This window comes from Xenorhabdus thailandensis, from assembly GCF_037996785.1.
In the GTDB taxonomy this organism is placed as follows: Bacteria; Pseudomonadota; Gammaproteobacteria; order Enterobacterales; family Enterobacteriaceae; genus Xenorhabdus; species Xenorhabdus griffiniae.
The window spans coordinates 551,741-574,602 of the sequence record NZ_JBBMXF010000012.1; the positions used below are offsets into that span (position 1 = coordinate 551,741).

Here is a 22,862-nt window from a genome sequence, read left to right on the forward strand (position 1 = left end):
ACAATTATCTTCACGCATGGAAACGTCAAGTACCCTGTGTATTTGTGGTTCTTTTCCTTTCTTATTAATTTGATAACCAATTACCACACCGATACTTTTTAAGTGCTACCATTCCTGACCTTGCCTGTGGCGCAGACGGTATCCATTATCAAGACAAAATTGCGCCTACTGTGGGATAAAAAAACGATAAAAATCATCGACATTACAGGAGATTTCAACTAAGTTGTCCATGGCCCGTTCCTCCCCTGAGCTGTTTGGTGTGTACCAAAACTTTGCTCCAGGAACAGGCTTCTCGTCGATTTTTTACCCAAAATTTGGGTTGGTTACTCTGCGCACACGTTGCTATGAGCTCGGTATTACACTCGGGAAAATCGCATAGCCCGACGAAATAGCCAAAGTCATGTTGTTTCTGGCCTCTAATCAAGCAAACCATATAAAGGAAAGAGATATAATATGAACCATATTGCCGCATTGAGAAAAGTTAATAACTTAAAACAAGAATTTGATTTAATAGAAGAAATCTGATCACCTAAGGTGATAGCTCGAACAAACGAATATAAGATAATCATATTGCTCGCTGAGGGAGATTTTATATGGCATACACATGAAGATGAAGACAAAGTGTTTATGGTTATTGAAGGTGAACTTCGTATAGATTTTAAAAATGATCACGTAATAATAAAGCAAGATGAGTTTTTTGTGGTACCTAAAGGGGAAGAAAGTAAGCCTTCATCCAAGGAATTAACCAAGTATATAGTCGCGAATTCAGGCCAATAGATTATTAATAAAAATTGTCAGGTCGTGAATTCAGATAATATGTGTTACACGTAATTCGAGGTGGAGACGACTGATTAGCTCCCCCTGCTCCTACCACCTACAAGTTGGCGCAGGAATTTGTAATACCCGTCACTATTGAAGATATCAGTACCCTAATAATGACGGGGATATGTCCAAACATCCGGGCTTGAACTTACAACCTCTTGAAATCATTGTTCAACAAAGCTGAAGTTATATCGTATCTATTGGTGCATACATATGCTATATATCTCTTTAAGGCAAAATTGATATTTTTTAGGATGTTTAATATGTTTGGCGCATCTGATACGTGCGACTTCTTTGCATTGTTCAGATTTATTATTCAATTGTACTTCTGTTGCAAATGTATTCCATGAGGCTAATAGCAAAATAGCTGTGCATAGAGTCAGTGAAGTTTTCATCTTGTAACCTCTATATCAATTTTAATATTATCAATATCTTTGCTCTATATCAGAACAAAAACATATTTATAATAAATTTTCTTATCTGAAATTCCAACCTATTTGGTGTTTTTCTGGGCTGGGTTTGTGAATGGAATATTCAATGGCTTGATTTTACAATGGGTATTGCTGTTTTTTGTGGTAAAGCTGAATTGGCAAGGATAGCCGTCAGTTGTCTGACTGCATATAATCAATCTTATTCAATTTTTAATTCTATTAATAAAAAGGATAAATAATATAAAAATTAATATTATTTATCCTTTAAGTAAAAATAGGGTTGTAACTGTTATTTATCTACTTTTTTCAGGAAGCAGGTTTTTAAGACTAATCCCTTAATTTTATCGGCATTACATTCAATTTCGTCTTCGCGGTGAGTCAGGCGGATGTTTTTGATCAGTGTACCGCGTTTCAGTGTCTTGGAAGTGCCTTTAACTTTCAGGTCTTTGATAACCTGAACTGAGTCACCGTCATTGAGTAATGCGCCGTTAGAATCTTTGACTTCGATATCCATCTTATAGGATCCTCATGTTTAATTTTGAATCAAACAAGGATTATAGAGAGAAAAATGATTTTTTTAAAGGTTTGTGAGATTTTTAAGGGTATAGCTTCTTTTTTTAAGGCTTTTTCTATCAATCATGGACATTGATGTAAAAAAGGCCACGGATGTGGCCTGAAGTTAATAAAGAATAATATTTTTATTTTATTGCTCAATGTTTGCTTCGATAAACCATAAAAATTTGTCAAGGTCACGGGATGCCGCAGTAAACATATCCGCAGTGTCTTCATCTTCTGCATCAATGATTGCCTGACGGATATCATTAGCAACGACAGCATAGCGATCTGCCAGTGCCCTTAGATGATCCTGTACTTCATGAATATCCGTTGGATAGCTTTTCAGGATTGTACGTTTATGCACTTCCTGAACAGTACCTAACGCGGTTCCACCTAATTGAACTGCTCGTTCTGCAAATATATCAAGGTGTTCTGTGATGGAATTACGAAAATCATCCAACATTTCATGAATGGCAATAAAATTGCGGCCACGCATATTCCAGTGAGCCTGTTTGGTCAGCATGGATAGGTCAATAAATTGGCTCACCATGTGATTTAAGGTCGTAATCGTTCTTTGTTTAATGCCTTCATCAAGATTATTTCGGGTATAAATCAGGCCAGAAGGTTTGGTTTTGAGTAATTTCGCGGTATTCATAATAATGCTCCCTTAATTCTGGGTAATGAGTTATCTCATTAGATAGAATAAATTTAGTTGATCATTTGCCGGAAGTCATATTGATTACTTCTATTGAATTGATAGTTATTATGGTGGTCGGTAACACTTTGATAATTTGTGAAAATAAAAAAACCGGAGAGTAAATATTTCTCCGGTTTCAATGAATTATCTTTATACGCATTAAACTTCAAGTTGCAATTTACAACACGATATGAAATTACACGCATCTTGAAGTTAGATGGGGATATATTTTTAAAGTCGTTATTCTACTTTTTCTATTTTAGTTTTTCTCTTAATGGTTGAAGTGGAGCCTATGGAAGCACAAATAATACAGAAAAGGGCAATCCATTGAGACATTGCCAAATGCTCATTAAGGAAAATGATGCCTGATAATGCGCCCAAAGCAGGTTCAAGGCTCATTAATGTCCCGAATGTTTTGGCTGGCAGGCGAGTAAGGGCAATCATCTCCAGAGTGTAAGGAAACGCGGTGGATAAAATGGCGATCCCCAGGGCAATCGGTAGTAGAGAAGCATCGAACAGGAGTTCAGGACCTGTCTGTATTAATCCGATTGGGAAGAAGATAAAGGCTGCAATAAGTGAGCCGATAGACACTGTCGCGGCACCATAGCCCGCTCCAGCACGTTGACCAAAGATAATATAGAGCGCCCAAAAAACACCGGCTCCCAGTGCATACAAAATACCGATAGGATCGAGTGTATTGACGCTATTTCCGATTGGCAGCAGGAAGCTTAATCCAGCAATGACCAAGGCAATCCAGAGAAAATCCAGAGGACGGCGGGAAGAAAACATGGCTACCGCTAAAGGTCCGGTAAACTCAAGTGCAACGGCAATGCCGAGCGGAATTCGGGATAAGGACATATAAAACAGGTAGTTCATCGCCCCTAAAGAAATGCCGTAGGCGAAAAGCGGGAGCAGTGAAGAACGCTGAAACTTTAACCGCCATGGTTTGAAAATCAGAAATAGAATAATTGTGCCTAATGCAAGTCTCAGGGCTGTGACACCGGGCGCGCCAATGACAGGAAATATTGTTTTAGCCAGAGAAGCCCCGGCTTGAATTGATGTCATTGACAATAACAATAAAATCACAGGAAGCAGTGAAAAAGACGCTGCCCGATGCTTGGAAAGAGCCATTTTAAAGAAACCTCAGTTACAACGTGTTATTTAAGGAAGCCATCTTCGCAGTGAAACAGATATAACTCAACAGTATTATCAGTTGTATGCTTGTTAGCAGACGATGCTCCCCTGATGCTTGACCATTTTAATAATTACATTATCCTGTTGGTTGAAATTTATACTAACTGAAAGTGATCGAGAAAAACTGATGATAATAAGAACGGCTACTATGCGGGATATTGAAGCTATTTTATCTCTTTATAGCATATTGTTTAGTGAAATGGCGGCGTTGCAGCCGGATAGAATGCAGGCAGCTGAACAAGACAGAGATTTTATTGTTTCCAATATCAATAACGATAAGTTTCATTTACTGATTGCGGAAGATGGGAATGGCAATATTAAAGGTTTTGCTATTGCCCAGGAGCAAAGAACACCTCCTTTCAATTGTCTGGTTCCGAGAACTTATGGTTATGTTTTTGACTTAATGGTAAGCCAGGATGCCAGAAATCTTGGTGTTGGTCAGAAGTTACTGGCTGGTATGAAAAAGTGGGCGCAAGAAAACCATTATTCACATCTTGAGCTGAGTGTATTATCCCAGAATGTTGATGCGATACGCTTTTATATCAGAGAAGGGTATCAAGAGGTCAGCAGGACGATGGCAATTATTTTGTGAACAGAAATAATATACGCATTAAACTTCAAGTTGCAATTTACAACACGATATGAAACCTGATTTCTTCCCGCTTCGCGGGAAGAAATCACACGCATCTTGAAGTTAGATTGGTATAAACAGTAACATTAAGCCAGTTAGGAAATAATATTTGCAGCAGTCCGATATTCTTTTAATACTTCATCCATAACCCAACTGGTGCGGGCGGCAGATTCACCCGTGGATAGACAATTGCCATTTCCTTGTATGTTATTAATCATTGTCTGAATGAATGGCATTTGGATATGTTTTGGATTTTCGAAATGATATTGGTGTAGTTGATTATTTTCGTCATAGTGTGAAATGGGAGAATCACCAAATGTGGCAAAAACGATTTTGCCTTTTGTACCGATAATTTCGACTTTATCCTCACGAGAACTGGCGACAAAATTCCAAATGCCAACTCCCTGAACATGATTTTCGAACATAAATGACATGGAAACACAGTCTTCGGCGGGATAGGCTTTTGCCTGTGAGTTGGCATGTCCTTTGACTGAGATAATTTTTCCTAGCAGAAAATCCAATATATCCAGTGTATGGCACGCTAAATCAACAAATAAGCCACCACCAGATATTTCTGGTTGTACAAACCAGGGTAAATTATCGGGATCTTGATAGATAGAGGCCATTTCCCTAAATTGCATACAATTGACTATCCGTGGTGTACCAATTGCGCCAGAATCAATTAATTCTTTTATTTTAATAAACCTTGGTAATGCTCTGCGGTAATAAGCGACGAACAAGGGAACTTTTTGAAATCGGCAGATAGCAATCATTTCGTTGCATTCTTCAAAGGTTAATGCCATGGGTTTTTCGACATAAACACTTTTGCCCGCTTGTGCTGCTAAAATAGTATATTTTTTGTGGGTAGAAGGTGGGGTAGCAATATAAACAGCATCAACTTCCGGATCATTAATCAAAGATTCGGCATCCGAATACCATTTTCGGATATTATGTCGTTCAGCAAAATCTTTGGCTAAATCCGCATTGCGACGCATGACGGCGACTAATTCTGAATTCTCCAATTTATAAAAAGCTGGGCCACTTTTTACTTCTGTTACATCACCACAACCTATAATACCCCATCTTACTTTTTGCATTGTGTTTTTCCGATATATCAATTTATTGATTTGTAAAATGATAGCGGAAAGTTTATAACAGTACCGTTTTCTATTCTATATTTCTCTGTCCAATAGATTAGTTTATTTTATGGAAAAATGATTAATATTTAGTGTGTTATTTGAAGTGCTGCCCTGATTTTGAAGGTGGGTAACGCATTCTGGCGATACTTTTCTTCTGTTGTGGCATAATGCGCGGCTATCGGTTTTATCATCTCCCTTTTATTCACTTATAAGAGCAACAGTTGTGTTAAGTACAAACAACATCACTATGCAGTTTGGCAGTAAGCCACTGTTTGAAAATATTTCTGTCAAATTCGGTAACGGTAACCGCTATGGTTTGATTGGGGCGAATGGGGCAGGTAAATCTACTTTCATGAAAATCCTGGGCAGAGATTTAACCCCAACTTCCGGTAATGTCAGCCTTGATCCTAACGAGCGTATGGGTAAGTTGCGCCAGGATCAGTTTGCTTTCGAAGAATATACCGTGTTGGATACCGTCATCATGGGGCACCAGGAACTGTGGGAAGTCAAACAGGAGCGTGACCGCATTTATGCGATGGCAGAAATGAGCGAAGAAGATGGTTATCGTGTCGCGGATCTGGAAGTCGCTTATGGTGAGATGGATGGTTACAGTGCAGAAGCGCGTGCTGGCGAATTGTTGCTGGGTGTCGGTATTCCCGTTGAGCAGCATTATGGCTTGATGAGTGCAGTAGCACCGGGCTGGAAATTGCGTGTATTGCTGGCACAAGCCTTGTTTTCCGATCCTGACGTTCTGCTGCTCGATGAGCCAACCAACAACCTGGATATCGATACTATCCGTTGGTTGGAGCAAGTGCTCAACGAACGTAACAGCACCATGATCATTATTTCCCATGACCGCCATTTCCTGAATACGGTATGTACACATATGGCCGATCTGGATTATGGCGAACTGCGTCTGTTCCCTGGCAACTATGATGAGTACATGATTGCCGCAACGCAAGCGCGTGAACGTCTGTTGGCCGATAATGCCAAGAAAAAGGCACAGATTGCTGACTTGCAGGCGTTCGTTAGCCGTTTTAGTGCTAATGCTTCTAAGTCTAAACAGGCAACTTCCCGTGCCCGCCAAATTGACAAGATCCAGTTGGAAGAGGTAAAGGCTTCCAGCCGTCAGAATCCTTATATCCGCTTTGAGCAAGAGAAGAAACTGTTCCGTAATGCGCTGGAATTGGAGGGATTAACCAAGGGATACGATAACGAACCCCTGTTTAAAAATCTAAATTTGCTGATGGAAGTCGGCGAAAAGATGGCGGTAATCGGTGAAAACGGTATTGGTAAAACGACTCTTCTGAAGACGCTGATTGGTGAGGAAACGCCAAATAGCGGCACCATTAAATGGTCTGAAAATAGCACGATTGGTTATTATGCGCAGGATCATGCCAGTGATTTTAACTGTGATATGACGGTGTTTGAGTGGATGAGCCAATGGAAGCGCGAAGGCGATGATGAACAGGCAGTACGCAGTATTCTTGGTCGCTTGTTGTTTGGGCAGGATGATATCAAAAAGAAAGTGGGTGTGCTTTCCGGTGGTGAGCAAGGCCGGATGCTGTTTGGCAAGCTGATGATGCACAAGCCAAACATTCTGGTTATGGATGAACCGACTAACCACCTGGATATGGAATCTATCGAATCTTTGAACCTTGCGCTGGAACTCTACCAGGGAACGCTGATTTTCGTCTCCCATGACCGTGCCTTTGTGAGTTCACTGGCTAGCCGTGTTTTGGAAATTAAATCTGACAAGGTTATTGATTTTAAAGGTACTTATGATGAGTATCTGAGAAGTCAAGGTATTGGCGAATAAGCCTTTGATATTAACAGAGAAACATCCTGCTCAATTGGGCTGGATGTTTCTTTATCAGAAACAACATATTCATTGCGACCGGCAAACTTCACATAAAGGATCTTGCCGCAACGCTATTTGGCGAAATTGCATTGTCATTGCATCAAAAAGTAATACTTTGCCGTGACAGGTTTGCCCGTATTGGGTCAGTAGCTTAATTGTTTCCATTGCCTGCAATGAGCCGATAGTTCCTACCAATGGCGCCATAACACCTGCTTCAACACAAGTCAGGCTGTTTTCGCCAAACAAACGACTCAGGCAACGGTAACAGGGGGTTTCCGGTTGGTAAGTAAAGACGGAAAGCTGGCCTTCCATGCGGATCGCAGCACCTGAAACCAATGTTATTTTACGGCCATAACACAGACGATTGAGTTGTTCACGAATGGCAACGTTATCTGTACAGTCGAGTACAATTTTATGTTGGCTGATTAACTCATCTAACGCCGGATCATCCAATAGCCCTTCAATGGGATTGATGGTGATATGTGGATTGATCTCCCGCAGGGTCAGCGCCGCGGAATGCACTTTTGCCATACCAATACGCTCATCGCGGTGGAGGATCTGCCGTTGCAAATTGGAAAGGGAAACCGTGTCAAAATCCAGCAGGGTGATTGTTCCAATACCTGCCGCTGCAAGATATTGGGAAGCAGCGCAACCCAGCCCTCCAGCTCCCACTATCAACACCTTGGTTGATTTTAAGGTTTCCTGCCCGTCGAAACCGAAACCACGTAAGATAATTTGTCGGTTATAACGCAACGTTTCTTCATCAGTAAGTTCGACTGCCATGTTTCATTATCTTCTTAATTATACGCATTGAACTTCAAGTTGCATTTGCAACACTCTATGAAATCACACGCATCTTGAAGTTAGATTGGTATATTAGTTTTTCAATTACTGGTTATTTCAATAAATAGTTAAAAAACTCGATTTGTACCGTTTCACCAGCAGCAACATGCCCACGTTCCCGTTCCAGCACAATAAAACAGTTGCCGAGGTTATATGAACTAAAGATATGGGAGCCTTGATGCCCTGTAGTTTGTACTTCTAATTCACCCTGTTCATTAAGTGAAGCAATACCACGTTGGAAATCCAGTCTGCCAGGGGATTTTTTCAAGGGTGCTGTCGTCCTGGCCGTGAGGCGCATAGGTGGTTGCCATGTAGTAAAACCTGATAGATGGGCAATCAACGGTTGTACCAATTGGTAGAACGTGAGTACGGCAGACACAGGGTTACCTGGCAGGCCGCAGAACCAGGCATTTTCCAATTTTCCAAAGGCGAAAGGTTTTCCCGGTTTGATGGCGAGTTTCCAAAAATTAATTTTTCCTGCTTCGTCTAAAATCTGTCTGGTGTAATCTGCTTCACCAACAGAAACGCCACCACTGCTGATCACTAAATCCGCTTGTTTATCTGCTTCAATAAAGGCCTGGCGCAATGTATCAGGCTCATCGCGGATTACGCCAAGATCGATAATTTCACAATCCAGTTTTTCCAGCATCAGGCGAATAGCAAATCGGTTGGTATCGTAAATTTGGCCTGTCTGTAAGGGTTCACCGATGGTTTGTAACTCGTCACCGGTAGAAAAAATGGCAACTTTCAGTTTGCGGACCACATCAACCGTTGCAATACCTAGCGAAGCAATCAGCGGTAATTGTGCTGTGGAGAGTTTGACCCCTTTTGGCAATACCACCGCATTTTGGCTGATATCTTCCCCAATGGTGCGAATATTCTGACCCGGTTTTACCGGATGGGTGAAGCGAATACCTGTTTCGGTCACCTCCGTTTGTTCTTGCATCACAACAGCATCAGTGCCAGGAGGAATGGGAGCGCCGGTCATAATGCGGATGCAACTGCCGTTCGGCCATTCTTGCTGAAACGGCATACCAGCCAGTGCCTTACCTGCCACTGGTAAGATGTGGTTTTTGTGCAGATCTGCCAGGCGAATGGCATAACCGTCCATTGCTGAGTTATCAAACGAGGGTACGTTGATCGGGGAAATGATATCAGTGGCAGTAATTCGGTTCGCAGATTCGGTCAGGTTAATGGTTTCTGTCGTGATCAGGGGGGTAGCGGTGAGGGGAACAGTGTGTGTCAGTAATGTTTCTAGTGCTTGCTCAAGTGAGATTAGATCTGAGGTATGACAGTGATCCATAAGAAACTCCCTATACGCCGCAAATGGCGGGCAACTGTTTATTCTTGTATGGGATGCATTATGGCAAAGATTGCATTGTTGGGGAATGACAGGCAATGGTGATTGCCACAGGGAGAGGGTTGTTAAGAAAAGATGTATATTATATTCATGATTTGTTATAACTGGATGATACCCTCCAAATCAATTAATTTCATTACTATTTAATCACTATGAAAAATCAAACTGTCACGTCTCTTAATCGTAACTATCAAGCTTTTCAGATTGCATTAAGTGGTTTCCTCGCTTTGGTTGTTGCAATGGGAATAGGGCGCTTCACTTTTACCCCACAAGTTCCATTGATGATCGCTGAGTCACAACTTACATTAACGAGTGCGGGGATAGTCGCAGCATTCAATTACCTCGGCTATCTGGCGGGTTCTTATGATGCCATGCGGGCGCAACGTTTTGTAGAATACCGTTTGTGGAGCGGTTTGTGGGGATCTGTCATTATCACCTTACTTTCCGCATTGTTGGATGGACCGATATTACACAGTATTGCCCGCTTTTTTATTGGCTGGGCCAGTGGTTGGACGTTGGTATTGGTTGCCGCATGGACGAATGATGAATTGGCAAAATTGAATCGTCCGGGGTTGAGTGCAGCCGTTTTCTCAGGAACCGGGGTGGGAATATTTATTAGTGGCATGGTAGCAATAGGGCTCCAGTCTTGGAAGATGAATGCAGCCAGTGCGTGGATGTTATATGGCATCCTGGCGCTGTTATTCAGTATTTATGTCAGTCGTTATCTGCCCCGCAGCGGTGAATTGCACCGTCCGCAGACGGCAATCCAGACACTGAGCTTGACACCGGAAATCAAGCGATTGGTGTGGTGTTATAGCCTGGCGGGATTTGGCTATATTTTGCCTGCGACGTTTCTTTCCCAAATGGCGACAGTGCGTTTTCCTGATAGCTTGTTTGCCCAGTTTGTCTGGCCAATATTTGGCGGTGCTTCGGTCATTGGCATCATGTTAGGAATTTTGTTGCGTAATGTATCAACATCCCAAATCCGTCTGGCGGTGACGTTATGGCTTCAGGCGCTAGGCATCCTGATTGCAGAAATGTTGCCGGGCATTGGTGGTTTGATGATTGGGGCATTGCTGATAGGCGGTGGATTTATGTGTGTAGTACAGCTTGCTTTGCAGTATGGCCGTGAATTGGCACCCAATCATGCCCGTTATATGGCGGGATTGCTGACCACGGGCTATGCGCTGGGGCAATTGGTCGGGCCAATGTTATCCGCTATTTCGACATGGCTGACAGGCAAACTGGAACCTGCTTTGTATATCGCATTTATTGGGTTGCTCATTGCTGGGATACTGGTATTTTATCGCACCAATACGCATCATGAGCCATCCTGATTTGGTGCATTGATGATGTACAGGTATAGTTATGCGCCTATTCACGTGCTCGCGTATGCGATATATACCAATCTCTCTTCAAGATGCATGTGATTTCTCCCCGCAAAGCAGGGAGAAATCAGGTTTCATATCGTGTTGTAAATTGCAGCTTGAAGTTTAATGCGTGTATGCGTAGCACGAGATAAATAAAATAGATATTGCCTAGTATTACATTCGCTGATATCTGCGTAAAATAAGCGCCCCGATTTCCCGTCAAGTAACGGAAATATTTACCTTGGAGAAACTGATGTCATCCCTAAGTACAGAAGCTGCGCTAGTGCATTCGGCACTGGTTGCCCGTGGTCTTGAAACCCCATTGCGTGGACAAAATTTGGCACCAGAGGTGCGTAAGGTACGCATTAAGGAACACATGACAGAAATTATGAAGCTGTTAAATCTCGATTTGAGTGATGACAGTTTGGCAGATACGCCCGCCCGTATCGCGAAAATGTATGTGGATGAGATATTCTCAGGGTTGGACTATAACAATTTCCCAAAAATTACGCTGATAGAAAATAAAATGAAAGTGGATGAAATGGTGACAGTGCGTGATATTACGATGACCAGCACTTGTGAACACCATTTTGTCACTATTGATGGCAAAGCCACGGTTGCTTATATTCCTAAAGATAAAGTCATTGGTTTGTCGAAGATTAATCGCATTGTTCAGTTTTTTGCCCAGCGTCCACAAGTGCAGGAACGTTTAACACAGCAGATCCTGATTGCACTACAAACCCTGCTGGGTACAAACAATGTCGCTGTTTCCATTGATGCTGTCCATTATTGCGTGAAAGCGCGTGGTATTCGCGATGCGACCAGTACCACGACAACGACTGCTCTGGGAGGGTTATTTAAAACCAGCCAGAATACACGACAGGAATTCCTGCGTGCTGTGCGTCACCTGCATTTGTCATGATGAACTTTTATTATCATGAAACACAGTTGTAATGGGGTAATGTGTCAGAGAATTGAGATACTTGATAGTGTGCGTGGTTTTGCCATTTTGGGAATATTATTGCTGAACATTTCCAGTTTTGCTTTGCCATATGCCGCCTCTATGAATTTGTTTTATAAAGATTCAGTCTCGTTCTCTGATGTAATGACATGGTCTGTATTGAATACTTTTACTCAGGGAAAATTCCTGTTCATCTTAACGCTGTTGTTCGGCGCGTCACTTGAATTGCTTCGGCAACAGGGACGTGATTGGAATATTTCCCGGTTATTGGTTTTGGCTGTTATTGGTTTGCTGCATGGTGTTTTGCTATGGGATGGCGACATTTTGTTGTCATATGGCGTTGTTGGCTTATTGGCATGGCGTTTTATCAATACCCGTCAAAAGTTGTTTGGTACAGCGGCGACTTTCTATTTATTCGGCTTAATGATGTTTTACCTTTTAGGACTCTTTCCTGTAGGGGAAAATAATGCATTTTGGCAGCCGACACCGGAAGATATTTCTTATGAAAGCTACTGGAAAACACATGATGGATTATTGGCCTTAGAATACCGTATTCGTCAGATAAGCGGTGCGATGATTGTGGTGATTGTGCAATATGGCTGGCAAATAATAGGGGTTATGCTTTGTGGTGCTATGTTACTGCGTAATGGTTGGTTGAAAGGGGAATTTAGCCGTAATCATTATCGCCGATTGGCATTATGTCTGATCCCTGTTGGTATGGTGATTCAGGGGATTGCCTTGTCGATACAATATTTATATCCCTACAGCTATTTTGCATCCTGGACTGTCCGCTACACCGTCACTGAGTTGGCGACACCGTTGCTGGCATTAGCTTATATCGCATTGATTTATGGATTTTGGCCTGCCATTTCGCGTTGGAAAATTACGTTTTGGCTCCGGCAGGTTGGGAAAATGGCACTGAGCAGTTACTTGTTACAAACACTGATTTGTACCACACTTTTTTATCGTTTTGATTTATTTGGGCAGTTTAGCCGTTTGGAGTTAATGGCATTTATTCCTTTTATCTGGGCATTGAATATTTGGTTTGCTTGCTGGTGGTTGAAACGTTATTCTCAGGGGCCGATGGAAAAGCTCTGGCGCAGCTTAACAGCAAAATTGGCAGGTAAGGTTTAGAAAACATTTTGCCAGCTATTTTTTCTCTGACCGATTTTTAGAGGCTAATAGGTTGCAGTTTTAGTTTTGTCGATAAACTGCAACTTTATCCATTCTTATTTCTTCTGTGATTTCTTTTCTAATTCCTGTAACTCCTCTGGCGATACCGCAGGGTAACCTTGAATTCCTGTTGATACGTTATGTGGCGCGGGGATAGGTAATAATGGGCCTAAAAAGCGAGGTTCACGTTTTAAAATATAGAGATCAGTCAAGGCGCCGAGACGCGCTAATACTTCTCTGAGACGGATTGTCATCATATTTTTGGGTGAGGGAACGACATAACATTGTGCTTCTATGCCAAAATGCATAGCGATAAACAGGGCTCGTTCGCAGTGGAAGCGTTGAGTAATGATAGTAAAATCGTTGGTATCAAATACCTTGCGGGTTCTGACAACCGAGTCCAATGTTCTGAAACCCGCAAAATCCATCACAATGTTACTGGCCGGAATGCCTGCCTTGATCAAATCTTTCCGCATGGTAATTGGCTCATTATAACTATGCTGGGCGTTATCTCCGCTCAATAACAGGTATTTGACTTTACCGCTGTTGTAAGCATTAGCCGCTCCCTGGATCCGATAGAAATAATATTGGTTATATGTACCGATTTTATAATATTTGGATGTGCCGAGTACCATACCGACTTCCCGCTCAGGCAGTTGCCTAAGATCATCAAAAATGTAGGGGGCGGTTTTCCAGCTAACCCAACGGTCAAGCATGATGGCTGCCAGTATCAGGACAGCAATGATAAAAATAAAACCAGTAATCAAGCGTTTCCACATGATTTTTATTTGCCTTATATGTACTGATTAGCCAATGCCATAAAGGCTACTTGACTTGAAATATCGAAGCAAGTTTTGGGAGGGATCATATCGGAACTAAACTGATTCAATTTAAAAAGATAAAGCCATTATTTATGATTTGCTTGGCAGGATGTTATTTAATGACTTATCAAGCCTGCCAGTCATATTGGCAGGCTTATTACCAATATCAGAATGAAGTGCGTTTATATACGCGATATTCTGGTTTCCAGAAATTGCGCTCAATCGCTTCATCCAACGCATCTTCCGATGTAACAATTGCTACGCCTTGAATTTGAGCTTTTTTCGCCACTTCTTTGGCTATTTTGCGGGAAACATCTTGGATGTCATCAATCGGTGGCAACAATGGGCCAGAGCCTGTTTGCGCCAGTGGTGAACAATCCGCTAATGCGCGGCTGGCAGCCATCAACATATCATCGGTCACACGTTTGGCGCCGGCAGCAATAACACCTAAGCCAATCCCTGGGAAGATATAGGAGTTGTTGCATTGTGCAATTGGATATTCCTGATCGTTATATTTTACTGGTGCAAATGGACTTCCTGTAGCGACTAACGCTTTGCCTTCCGTCCAGTTGATGATGTCTTCCGGGCGAGCTTCTACACGTGAAGTGGGGTTGGACAAAGGCATCACGATGGGACGTTCACAATGTTTGTGCATTTCACGGATAATCCCTTCGCTGAACAAACCCGATTGACCAGAAACACCAATCAGAACTGTAGGCTTCGCGTTGCGAACTACGTCCGTCAATGAGAGAGAATCACTGGTGACATCCCACGATTGCAAGGCGGCGCTTTTTTGTACCAATGCACTTTGGAAATCCAGCAAGTTTGGTAGCTTGTCGGTGAGGAGGCCAAAACGGTCAACCATAAACACGCGGGCACGAGCCTGTTCATCACTCAATCCTTCAGATTTCATTTGGGCAATGATCTGTTCTGCAATACCACAGCCAGCTGAGCCGGCACCGAGGAATGCAACAGTTTGATCTTTCAATTGGCGGCCGGCAGCACGGCTAGCGGCAATCAGGCTACCCAAGGCAACAGCGGCAGTACCTTGGATGTCATCATTGAAGCAGCAAAGCTCATCGCGATAGCGGTTCAACAGCGGCATGGCGTTATTTTGGGCAAAATCTTCAAATTGCAGCAGTACGTTAGGCCAACGACGTTTCACGGCCTGAATAAATTCATCCACAAATTCATCATACTCTTTGCCAGTAATGCGTGGATGACGCCAGCCCATATACAATGGGTCATTGAGGAGCTGTGGGTTATTTGTTCCTACATCCAGAACCACAGGTAGGGTATAAGCAGGGCTGATCCCACCACAGGAGGTGTACAGTGACAGTTTACCAATCGGGATCCCCATGCCCCCGATCCCCTGATCACCCAGACCAAGGATACGCTCACCATCGGTAACAACGATAACTTTTACATTTTGCTTGGTGGCATTTTGCAGCATGTCATCAATGTAAGCCCGGTTTGGGTAGGAGATAAATAACCCACGGGCACGGCGATAAATATCAGAAAAGTGTTCACACGCTGCACCAACGGTTGGCGTGTAGATAATAGGCATCATTTCGCTTAAGTGAGCATCAAGGAGGCGGTAGAACAGTGTTTCGTTGGTGTCCTGAATATTCCTTAAATAAATGTGTCTATCGATATCGTTTTTGAAATCGCAATATTGGCGGTAGGCGCGTTCGGCCTGCTCTTCTATTGTTTCAACGGCCTGTGGCAATAAGCCATGTAAGTTGAAATTACTGCGTTCTTCTTCAGTAAAGGCACTACCTTTATTCAGTAGGGGAAATTCCAACAAGATAGGGCCAGCGTAGGGAATATAGAGAGGACGTTTACTTTCGTGTTCCAGTTCCATGATGCTTACTCTTTGAACTTATCAATAACAAAATCGGCTATATACGCATTAAACTTCAAGTTGCAATTTACAACATGATATGAAACCTGATTTCTCCCCGCGAAGCGGGGAGAAATCACATGCATCTTGAAGTTAGATTGGTATAGATCCTAAGAAGATAAAAACAATAAGTACAGTAAATGTTACTTAGATATGATTATCATGAGCAAAAATGAGATATAACATACAGAATTAGCTAATAAAATGTTATTAGATCATGTACTTTTCAAAATGTATACCGTTCTATTTTTGTACAGCCAAGAGCGGTTAATGTGCATTCAGTAGCATTCCATTGTGATAAATGGTTATTTTCACCTTCTACCAATACTGCCCGCTTGATAGATTGACAATTGCCACCTGCTATGTTCATGAAAATCAGGGCTGCCTGTAATGGCGGTAAGCTGGGGTTGAATGCGGCATTTTCTGCATAACGGCCGGTATAAATTTTTCCTTGTTCATCCAACAGGGCAATTCCTGCATGGGATTGGCTATAAGGTGCATGGCTACGGTTCGCCGCATCCAATGCTGCTTGTACCACTTCATCATTGGTAGCCAATTGATGGCCATGATTAACCTCATCTAGCAGCAATGGGGTGTTGGCTAAGTCACGTGGACCAAAGGCTTCTGGTAGGTAGTCGGCCAACGTTAATCGTGGACGGTGAGGAAGGTAAATTTCCAGTTGTGTTCCACTATTTAGTTCATTCATAAATTGTCGGCAATGGCCACAAGGTGAGTGGTTGATTGTGATGGAAACTAGCTTCTTCTCACCACGTAGCCAGGCATGTGTGATGGCTGATTGTTCAGCGTGGATGGTTTGCTGTAATGGAACTCCCGCGAATTCCATATTAGCGCCAAAATAGAGGTTACCACTTTCTCCCCGCACAATTGCACCAACATAAAAATGGGAAACAGGGGCAAAGGAATAGGCCGCAGCAAGTGGTAATAAGGTCAAGGTGAGTTCCCGAACATCAAATCCGCTGAGCTGTTCGATTGATTCCACTTGTTCTGCTGTCAGCATGGCTGGAAAATCGTCGTTGCCAATATAAGGTAATAAGGCGGCTTGCAGTTCAGATGGAATTTCTGACCAAATAGCATGAAAACGAGCTTGCATAGGATGATCTCCAAACCAGTTGAAGATCATTCTAGGACGCTTGTTCAGGTTTTCAATGTGATGTTGATCACATATTTAATGAAATTTTTGTAATGAGTAAATTATTTTAGTGATAAAAGTCATTTTTTTACCCTATGGATAGAGGGGGTTGCTTCATTTTTACCCAATAAAACCATCGTCATCCATAAATAGTTAACCAAACAGATGCAGCAATATTGGGAAGAGAAAAGGTGCAATCAATGAGGTAATAATGCCGCAAGTCATTAAAGCCAGTGAACTGTACGCGCCTTCAATATGATCCATCTCTGCACAGCGAGCTGTTCCTACGGCATGGGATGCTGTGCCCATTGCTAGCCCTCGTGATGCCTGGTTTTTTATTTTTAGAATGTTAAACAAATTGTGGCCAAAGATGGCTCCCAAGATACCTACCGTAATGACACAAGCTGCGCTAATGGCAGGGATCCCTCCAATGGAATCGGCCACAGCCATAGCAATTGGCGTTGTCACGGATTTGGGGAGAACAGAAGCGGCAATTTCAGGCGTAGCACCTGCCCATAATGCGATGGCAGTCCCCGTAACCATTGCGACAATGCTGCCAACAAAACAGATGCTAATAATAGATTTCCACTGAGCACGGATTTGATGTAGCTGTTCATACAGAGGAAAAGCCAAGGCAACAACGGCAGGTTGTAGCAAATCATTCAGTATCCGGCTGCCGGCGAAATAGTGTTCGTAAGGTGCATGTGTTACCAACAGCAAGGGAATGATCACCGCCATTGAGATCAATAAGGGATTAAATACAGGCAATTTGAGTCGTACTGACAGCTTTTTAGCACAGTAAAATACGATCAGGGTTAATGGTAGTGACCACCAAATATGGCTTAACATTTTTCTTTCCCTTCCGATTCTTGTGATAACTGTTGTGATGGATTTTGGGGTGTCGAGGCAGGCTCTTGTTGCTCAATATTCGTCTGGCCAGTATCCATTTGTTTAGCACCAATAATGATACGTTCACGATGAATATAGTGAGAACTGTAAGCAACGACGACCATAACAATCACCGTGCTAATGATACAAGAAAGGAGGATAGGAAGCATTTGTTGGCTAAGTTGTGGGTAATAATCCATGATCCCTACCCCGATGGGTAAAAAGAGCAGTGTCATGTTTTTCATCAACAGGCTACAGCCTGGTTTTACCCAGTGTGAGGGAATAATTTGAGATGCGAGTAAACCAAACAAGAGAAGTAGGCCAATAATACTACCGGGGAGAGAGAAGGGAAGTTGTGCCGAAATGATATTTCCCGCGATCAGGCACAAATAAAGCAGCGCAAATGCGCGCAGGTATTGCCAACCTATTATCAGCACATTTTGGAAAGACATAATCAATAATTCCTCAATATAACGAGGGTTTCATCATACGACTAACATTATAAATGTGCCATACATCACATAAAAAAGCGGGTCTTTTTTGGAGCCCGCCTTGTTATCTATTTGATAGTTAATGATTTTTATCAAAAATATGCAACTGTTATTTAACCTGCATACCTGGTTGGGCGCCACTATCGGGGCTTAACAGGAAGATATCTTTGCCACCAGAGCCTGCCGCCATCACCATACCTTCTGAAATACCGAAGCGCATCTTGCGTGGTGCAAGGTTAGCAACCATGACAGTCAGGCGATTTTCCAGTGCTTTGGGATCAGGATAGGCTGAACGAATACCAGAGAAGACTTGGCGAGTTTCACCACCGAGATCCAGTATGAGTTTCAGTAACTTATCTGAACCTTCGACAAAATCAGCCTGTTTGATCAGTGCGATCCGCAGATCAACCTTGGCAAAGTCATCAAACGTAATGGTGTCCTGAATGGGATCATCTGCCAGTGGGCCAGTTACGGTTTTTTGTGGTTCGATGCTCTCTTTGGAATCAGCGACCATCGCTTCAATTTTTGCCATTTCGATGCGGTTGAATAGCGCCTTGAATGGTGAAACGTCATGGCTCAACAGAGGTTGCTGGATGCCGTCCCAGGTCAATTCGGTATTCAGGAAAGCTTCTGCTCGTGCAGATAAGCCTGGAAGAACGGGTTTCAGGTAAGTCATTAGCACGCGGAACAGGTTAATCCCCATTGAACAGATTGCTTGTAGATCAGCATCACGGCCTTCTTGCTTCGCTACAACCCACGGTGCTTGCTCATCAACATAGCGGTTAGCCAGATCGGCCAATGCCATTATTTCGCGGATTGCTTTGCCGAATTCACGATTGGTAAAGTCTTCTGCAATACTTTGTGCAGCCTCGACAAACTTTTGGTATAGCGCAGGATCAGCGAGTTGCCCTGCCAGTTTGCCGCCAAAGCGCTTGTTGATAAAGCCCGCATTGCGTGAAGCAAGGTTAACCACTTTGTTAACGATATCGCTGTTGACTCGCTGAACAAAATCTTCCAGATTCAGATCAATATCGTCAATGCGGGAAGAAAGTTTTGCTGCGTAGTAGTAGCGCAGGCAGTCTGCATCAAGGTGTTTCAGATAAGTACTGGCTTTGATAAAGGTGCCACGGGACTTGGACATCTTAGTGCCGTTAACCGTGATATAACCGTGGACAAACAGGTTGGTTGGCTTACGGTAGTTACAGCCTTCTAACATGGCAGGCCAGAACAGACTGTGGAAATAAACGATGTCTTTGCCAATAAAATGGTAGAGATCGGCTTTTGAATCTTTTGTCCAGAACTCATCGAAATTCAGGTCATCACGTTTATCACACAGATTTTGGAACGCGCCCATATAGCCAATTGGGGCATCCAGCCAGACATAGAAATATTTACCTGGCTGATCAGGGATTTCAAAACCAAAATAAGGGGCATCGCGGGTAATATCCCATTGTTGTAGTCCCGCTTCGAACCATTCCTGCATTTTATTAGCTACTTGTTCTTGCAAGGTTCCAGAACGCGTCCATTTTTGCAGCATATCGCTGAAAGCAGGTAGATCGAAGAAAAAATGCTCCGTATCACGCATTTCTGGCGTTGCCCCAGAGACAACGGAACGAGGGTTAAGCAACTCTGTTGGGGAATAGGTGGTGCCACAGACTTCACAGTTATCGCCGTATTGATCTTCTGCCTTACATTTTGGGCAGGAACCTTTGACGAAACGGTCTGGCAGGAACATGCTTTTTTCTGGATCAAATAATTGAGAAATTGTCCGGTTTTTAATGTAACCGTTCTTTTTCAGCTCCAGATAAATTTTAGAGGCAAGAGCTCTGTTTTCTTCGCTGTGCGTGGAGTGGTAATTATCATAGCTGATGGCAAAACCGGCAAAATCCTGCTGATGCTCTAGGCTCACCTTGGCAATCATCTCTTCTGGAGAGATACCACTTTGCTGGGCTTTTAGCATAATTGGTGTACCGTGGGCATCGTCGGCACAGACAAAGTGAACCTCTTTGCCGCGCATTCGATGATAACGAACCCAAATATCAGCCTGAATATGTTCCAGAATATGACCGAGATGAATTGGACCGTTAGCATAAGGTAACGCACAGGTCACCAATAATTTGTTCGCGACTTGAGACATAGTTAGGATCTGACTTCCGTAAAGTGAAAAGGGTTTTTGATGTTACCTGATAAGGAGCGTTGTCGCTAGGGTAACGCGAAATCTTCGTCACTTTTACTTATTGCCTTTATCCGAAGTGGTCAGCTTCTGTTATGATGGCTGAACAGTTTTAGGTTTGAGAAAGATAAATCAAAAGGAGCTGGGATGAACTCACAATCCCCGGAGCAGACCAATCCTGACCTGCTGAAAGAACATGTTGCAAAGATATTAGCAACATTTAAACATCCAACTTTAGAACGAGATTTGATTGCCCTGAAAGCATTGCACCATTGCACTATGCTGGATGGAATACTACATATCGAACTAACTATGCCGTTTGTCTGGAAACGTGTCTTCGAAATATTAAAAAAAGAAACCACCCAACCTTTGCAATCCGTGACGGGCGCAAGATCCGTTGAATGGCGATTAACCCACAATATCAGTACGTTGCGTCGTGCCAATAATTTGCCTGGTGTTAATGGCGTGCGCAATATCGTGGCAGTCAGTTCAGGAAAAGGCGGTGTAGGGAAATCCAGCACAGCGGTGAATTTGGCGCTGGCGCTGGCACAGGAAGGCGCAAAAGTGGGAATTTTGGATGCGGATATTTATGGGCCATCCATACCCAATATGCTTGGCACAGACAAAGAGCGCCCGACTTCCCCTGATGGGCAACATATGGCACCCATCATGGTTCACAACATGGCCACCAACTCCATCGGTTACCTTGTTACCGATGATAACGCGATGGTATGGCGTGGCCCGATGGCAAGCAAGGCCTTAATGCAGATGTTGCAAGATACGCTGTGGCCGGATCTGGATTATCTGGTGATTGATATGCCGCCAGGGACGGGAGATATCCAGTTAACGCTGTCCCAGAATATTCCGGTGACAGGTGCGTTGGTTATCACAACACCGCAAGATATTGCCCTGATCGATGCAATGAAAGGTATCATCATGTTCCAGAAAGTCAATGTGCCAGTGCTGGGTATTGTTGAGAACATGAGTACCCATATTTGCAGTAATTGCGGTCATCATGAGCCAATTTTCGGTACGGGTGGGGCGGCAAAATTGGCAGAAAAATATGATTGCCAGTTATTGGGGCAGATCCCATTGCATATTTCACTGCGTGAAGATCTTGATCGTGGTAAACCAACGGTAAGTAGCCAGCCTGACAGTGAATTTGCGGATATTTATCGCGAAATTGCGGCCAATATTTCTGCGAAGATGTATTGGCAGGGCGAAAAAATCCCAACTGAAATTTCTTTCCGTGCAGTTTGATTAATGAATTTAACCGTATATCAGCGGTTATATAAAAAATATTGGTCAATGGCTCGATTGATATATACCCATCTGACTTCAAGATGAGTGTGATTTCTCCCCGCTTCGTGGGGAGAAATCAGGTTTCATAGCGTGTTATAAATTGCAACTTGAAGTTTAATGCGGATAGAGTCATTGATCGGTCCCCAGTGTTTTCGATTTTTTATTTTGATCACAATATAGTCCCTCATCTTCCGAGCTTCCATTTCGCATTGGCATAAAAATTATTTATAGAACATTATTGATTAGATATATAAAACTGCGGGATTTTTACTCGAAACATAGCGAAAAAAACGAGACTTATTTTGTTTACTCTGGAATAGAAGCCATTAACTCCCTATAATCTGCCAAATGTGGTGTTATAAAAAAACCATATTTCTACTTTATTTTTTCTTTTTTTTGACCAGGTTATTTTTAGTATGGCTGATGAAGCACATAAGTGTACAATCGTAGGCATTTCAGGTGCCTCCGCCTCAGGCAAAAGCCTTATTGCCAGCACAATTTATCGAGAATTACGGGATCAGGTTGGTGATCATAATATCGGCGTTATTCCAGAAGATTGCTACTATAAAGACCAAACTGACACCCCGGTTGAAGAGCGGCATAAAGTTAATTATGATCACCCAACTTCAATGGATCATCATTTACTGTTCAATCATCTTCAGGCATTAAAAGCCGGAAAATTCATTGAATTGCCACAATATGACTATGTTGAGCACACCCGCAAACCTGAAACCATTCATTTTGCACCGAAAAGAGTTATTATCCTCGAAGGTATTCTATTATTAACAGATAAATGCTTACGCCAAGAACTGGATTTCTCCATTTTTGTCGATACGCCACTGGATATTTGTTTGATGCGCCGTATTAAACGTGATGTCAATGAGCGTGGGCGTTCATTGGAGTCCGTGATAGATCAGTACAATCAAACTGTGCGTCCAATGTTTTTGCAATTTATCGAGCCATCGAAAAAATATGCCGATATTATTGTCCCTCGTGGTGGGAAAAACCGCGTGGCCATTGATATCTTAAAAGCCAAAATTGGCCAATTTTGCGAATGATCTGTTGTTCAGGCATTCATAAGTAACATCGTATTTGAG

Annotated in this window: 20 protein-coding genes; 8 read left to right on the forward strand and 12 right to left on the reverse strand. The window is 42.8% G+C overall.

Annotated features, from left to right (window positions below):
- Positions 1-534 precede the first annotated feature (534 nt).
- On the forward strand, positions 535-777 hold the full coding sequence (locus AAC853_RS17890; protein WP_422824213.1) for a cupin domain-containing protein: 243 nt from the start codon (positions 535-537) through the stop codon (positions 775-777).
- A gap of 765 nt (positions 778-1,542) precedes the next feature.
- Here AAC853_RS17890 and AAC853_RS12785 read toward each other — a convergent pair.
- The 3 genes from AAC853_RS12785 to rhtA form a co-directional block, all read right to left on the reverse strand.
- Positions 1,543-1,767 carry an alkylphosphonate utilization protein gene (locus AAC853_RS12785; protein WP_189761427.1) on the reverse strand — a complete coding sequence of 75 codons (225 nt, stop codon included), beginning with the start codon at positions 1,765-1,767 and terminating at the stop codon, positions 1,543-1,545.
- A 189-nt stretch (positions 1,768-1,956) separates the two neighbouring features.
- Positions 1,957-2,463 carry a DNA starvation/stationary phase protection protein Dps gene (gene dps, locus AAC853_RS12790; RefSeq protein WP_340614772.1) on the reverse strand — a complete coding sequence of 169 codons (507 nt, stop codon included), beginning with the start codon at positions 2,461-2,463 and terminating at the stop codon, positions 1,957-1,959.
- 282 nt (positions 2,464-2,745) lie between these two features.
- A complete protein-coding gene (gene rhtA / locus AAC853_RS12795; protein ID WP_340614773.1) occupies positions 2,746-3,636 on the reverse strand; it encodes a threonine/homoserine exporter RhtA in 891 nt (296 codons plus the stop codon).
- A 190-nt stretch (positions 3,637-3,826) separates the two neighbouring features.
- Here rhtA and AAC853_RS12800 point away from each other — a divergent pair, with 190 nt between their 5' ends.
- Positions 3,827-4,291 (forward strand): GNAT family N-acetyltransferase, encoded by a 465-nt coding sequence (locus tag AAC853_RS12800; protein ID WP_340614774.1) that lies wholly within the window; start codon positions 3,827-3,829, stop codon positions 4,289-4,291.
- Between the two features lie 134 nt (positions 4,292-4,425).
- On the opposite strand, the gene AAC853_RS12805 is transcribed toward AAC853_RS12800, so the two are convergent.
- Entirely contained in the window at positions 4,426-5,427 is a 1,002-nt protein-coding gene (locus AAC853_RS12805; RefSeq protein ID WP_340614775.1) for a Gfo/Idh/MocA family protein, read from the reverse strand.
- Between the two features lie 265 nt (positions 5,428-5,692).
- Between AAC853_RS12805 and AAC853_RS12810 the strand changes: the two genes are divergently transcribed.
- Positions 5,693-7,288 carry an ABC-F family ATPase gene (locus tag AAC853_RS12810; RefSeq protein WP_340614776.1) on the forward strand — a complete coding sequence of 532 codons (1,596 nt, stop codon included), beginning with the start codon at positions 5,693-5,695 and terminating at the stop codon, positions 7,286-7,288.
- 69 nt (positions 7,289-7,357) lie between these two features.
- Here AAC853_RS12810 and moeB read toward each other — a convergent pair whose 3' ends face one another.
- Positions 7,358-8,113: a molybdopterin-synthase adenylyltransferase MoeB gene (moeB, locus tag AAC853_RS12815; protein ID WP_340614777.1), complete on the reverse strand. Its 756-nt coding sequence runs from the start codon at positions 8,111-8,113 to the stop codon at positions 7,358-7,360.
- A 112-nt stretch (positions 8,114-8,225) separates the two neighbouring features.
- Complete coding sequence (gene moeA, locus AAC853_RS12820; protein ID WP_340614778.1) at positions 8,226-9,476, reverse strand: molybdopterin molybdotransferase MoeA; 1,251 nt, start codon at positions 9,474-9,476, stop codon at positions 8,226-8,228.
- 209 nt (positions 9,477-9,685) lie between these two features.
- On the opposite strand from moeA, the gene AAC853_RS12825 reads away from it, so the two are divergent.
- The 3 genes from AAC853_RS12825 to yeiB all read left to right on the forward strand — a co-directional run bounded on the left by AAC853_RS12825 (position 9,686) and on the right by yeiB (position 12,998).
- Positions 9,686-10,870, forward strand: a complete 1,185-nt coding sequence (locus tag AAC853_RS12825; protein WP_340614779.1) for a YbfB/YjiJ family MFS transporter — start codon at positions 9,686-9,688, stop codon at positions 10,868-10,870.
- A gap of 286 nt (positions 10,871-11,156) precedes the next feature.
- Positions 11,157-11,825, forward strand: a complete 669-nt coding sequence (gene folE / locus AAC853_RS12830) for a GTP cyclohydrolase I FolE (RefSeq protein WP_338882807.1) — start codon at positions 11,157-11,159, stop codon at positions 11,823-11,825.
- A 15-nt stretch (positions 11,826-11,840) separates the two neighbouring features.
- Positions 11,841-12,998, forward strand: coding sequence for a DUF418 domain-containing protein YeiB (gene yeiB, locus AAC853_RS12835; RefSeq protein WP_340614780.1), 1,158 nt, complete (start codon positions 11,841-11,843; stop codon positions 12,996-12,998).
- A 95-nt stretch (positions 12,999-13,093) separates the two neighbouring features.
- On the opposite strand, the gene sanA is transcribed toward yeiB, so the two are convergent.
- From sanA to metG, 6 genes are all read right to left on the reverse strand, one after another.
- The gene (sanA, locus tag AAC853_RS12840; protein WP_338882804.1) at positions 13,094-13,816 is read right to left on the reverse strand and encodes an outer membrane permeability protein SanA; all 723 of its coding nucleotides are present in this window, start codon (positions 13,814-13,816) and stop codon (positions 13,094-13,096) included.
- 208 nt (positions 13,817-14,024) lie between these two features.
- Positions 14,025-15,722 (reverse strand): NAD-dependent malic enzyme, encoded by a 1,698-nt coding sequence (locus AAC853_RS12845; protein ID WP_338882803.1) that lies wholly within the window; start codon positions 15,720-15,722, stop codon positions 14,025-14,027.
- 265 nt (positions 15,723-15,987) lie between these two features.
- The gene (cdd, locus tag AAC853_RS12850) at positions 15,988-16,872 is read right to left on the reverse strand and encodes a cytidine deaminase (RefSeq protein ID WP_338882801.1); all 885 of its coding nucleotides are present in this window, start codon (positions 16,870-16,872) and stop codon (positions 15,988-15,990) included.
- Between the two features lie 192 nt (positions 16,873-17,064).
- A complete protein-coding gene (locus tag AAC853_RS12855) occupies positions 17,065-17,760 on the reverse strand; it encodes a CidB/LrgB family autolysis modulator (RefSeq protein ID WP_340614781.1) in 696 nt (231 codons plus the stop codon).
- Positions 17,754-18,251, reverse strand: a complete 498-nt coding sequence (locus tag AAC853_RS12860; protein ID WP_340614782.1) for a CidA/LrgA family protein — start codon at positions 18,249-18,251, stop codon at positions 17,754-17,756. The genes AAC853_RS12855 and AAC853_RS12860 overlap by 7 nt, the downstream gene beginning before the upstream one ends.
- 148 nt (positions 18,252-18,399) lie before the next feature.
- On the reverse strand, positions 18,400-20,427 hold the full coding sequence (gene metG / locus AAC853_RS12865) for a methionine--tRNA ligase (RefSeq protein WP_340614783.1): 2,028 nt from the start codon (positions 20,425-20,427) through the stop codon (positions 18,400-18,402).
- 183 nt (positions 20,428-20,610) lie between these two features.
- Here metG and apbC point away from each other — a divergent pair, with 183 nt between their 5' ends.
- Positions 20,611-21,723, forward strand: a complete 1,113-nt coding sequence (apbC, locus tag AAC853_RS12870; RefSeq protein ID WP_340614784.1) for an iron-sulfur cluster carrier protein ApbC — start codon at positions 20,611-20,613, stop codon at positions 21,721-21,723.
- A gap of 458 nt (positions 21,724-22,181) precedes the next feature.
- The gene (udk, locus tag AAC853_RS12875) at positions 22,182-22,823 is read left to right on the forward strand and encodes a uridine kinase (protein WP_338882795.1); all 642 of its coding nucleotides are present in this window, start codon (positions 22,182-22,184) and stop codon (positions 22,821-22,823) included.
- Positions 22,824-22,862: the final 39 nt, after the last annotated feature.

What these genes read in the sequence shown, in the direction of transcription:
- moeB (WP_340614777.1), bottom strand. Translation starts at nt 8,113, where the DNA reads ATGGCAGTCGAACTTACTGATGAAGAAACGTTGCGTTATAACCGACAA.
- AAC853_RS12800 (WP_340614774.1), top strand. Translation starts at nt 3,827, where the DNA reads ATGATAATAAGAACGGCTACTATGCGGGATATTGAAGCTATTTTATCT.
- rhtA (WP_340614773.1), bottom strand. Translation starts at nt 3,636, where the DNA reads ATGGCTCTTTCCAAGCATCGGGCAGCGTCTTTTTCACTGCTTCCTGTG.
- sanA (WP_338882804.1), bottom strand. Translation starts at nt 13,816, where the DNA reads ATGTGGAAACGCTTGATTACTGGTTTTATTTTTATCATTGCTGTCCTG.
- apbC (WP_340614784.1), top strand. Translation starts at nt 20,611, where the DNA reads ATGAACTCACAATCCCCGGAGCAGACCAATCCTGACCTGCTGAAAGAA.
- AAC853_RS12860 (WP_340614782.1), bottom strand. Translation starts at nt 18,251, where the DNA reads ATGTCTTTCCAAAATGTGCTGATAATAGGTTGGCAATACCTGCGCGCA.
- AAC853_RS12805 (WP_340614775.1), bottom strand. Translation starts at nt 5,427, where the DNA reads ATGCAAAAAGTAAGATGGGGTATTATAGGTTGTGGTGATGTAACAGAA.
- folE (WP_338882807.1), top strand. Translation starts at nt 11,157, where the DNA reads ATGTCATCCCTAAGTACAGAAGCTGCGCTAGTGCATTCGGCACTGGTT.
- AAC853_RS12825 (WP_340614779.1), top strand. Translation starts at nt 9,686, where the DNA reads ATGAAAAATCAAACTGTCACGTCTCTTAATCGTAACTATCAAGCTTTT.
- dps (WP_340614772.1), bottom strand. Translation starts at nt 2,463, where the DNA reads ATGAATACCGCGAAATTACTCAAAACCAAACCTTCTGGCCTGATTTAT.
- moeA (WP_340614778.1), bottom strand. Translation starts at nt 9,476, where the DNA reads ATGGATCACTGTCATACCTCAGATCTAATCTCACTTGAGCAAGCACTA.
- udk (WP_338882795.1), top strand. Translation starts at nt 22,182, where the DNA reads ATGGCTGATGAAGCACATAAGTGTACAATCGTAGGCATTTCAGGTGCC.
- cdd (WP_338882801.1), bottom strand. Translation starts at nt 16,872, where the DNA reads ATGCAAGCTCGTTTTCATGCTATTTGGTCAGAAATTCCATCTGAACTG.
- yeiB (WP_340614780.1), top strand. Translation starts at nt 11,841, where the DNA reads ATGAAACACAGTTGTAATGGGGTAATGTGTCAGAGAATTGAGATACTT.
- metG (WP_340614783.1), bottom strand. Translation starts at nt 20,427, where the DNA reads ATGTCTCAAGTCGCGAACAAATTATTGGTGACCTGTGCGTTACCTTAT.
- AAC853_RS12785 (WP_189761427.1), bottom strand. Translation starts at nt 1,767, where the DNA reads ATGGATATCGAAGTCAAAGATTCTAACGGCGCATTACTCAATGACGGT.
- AAC853_RS12845 (WP_338882803.1), bottom strand. Translation starts at nt 15,722, where the DNA reads ATGGAACTGGAACACGAAAGTAAACGTCCTCTCTATATTCCCTACGCT.
- AAC853_RS12855 (WP_340614781.1), bottom strand. Translation starts at nt 17,760, where the DNA reads ATGTTAAGCCATATTTGGTGGTCACTACCATTAACCCTGATCGTATTT.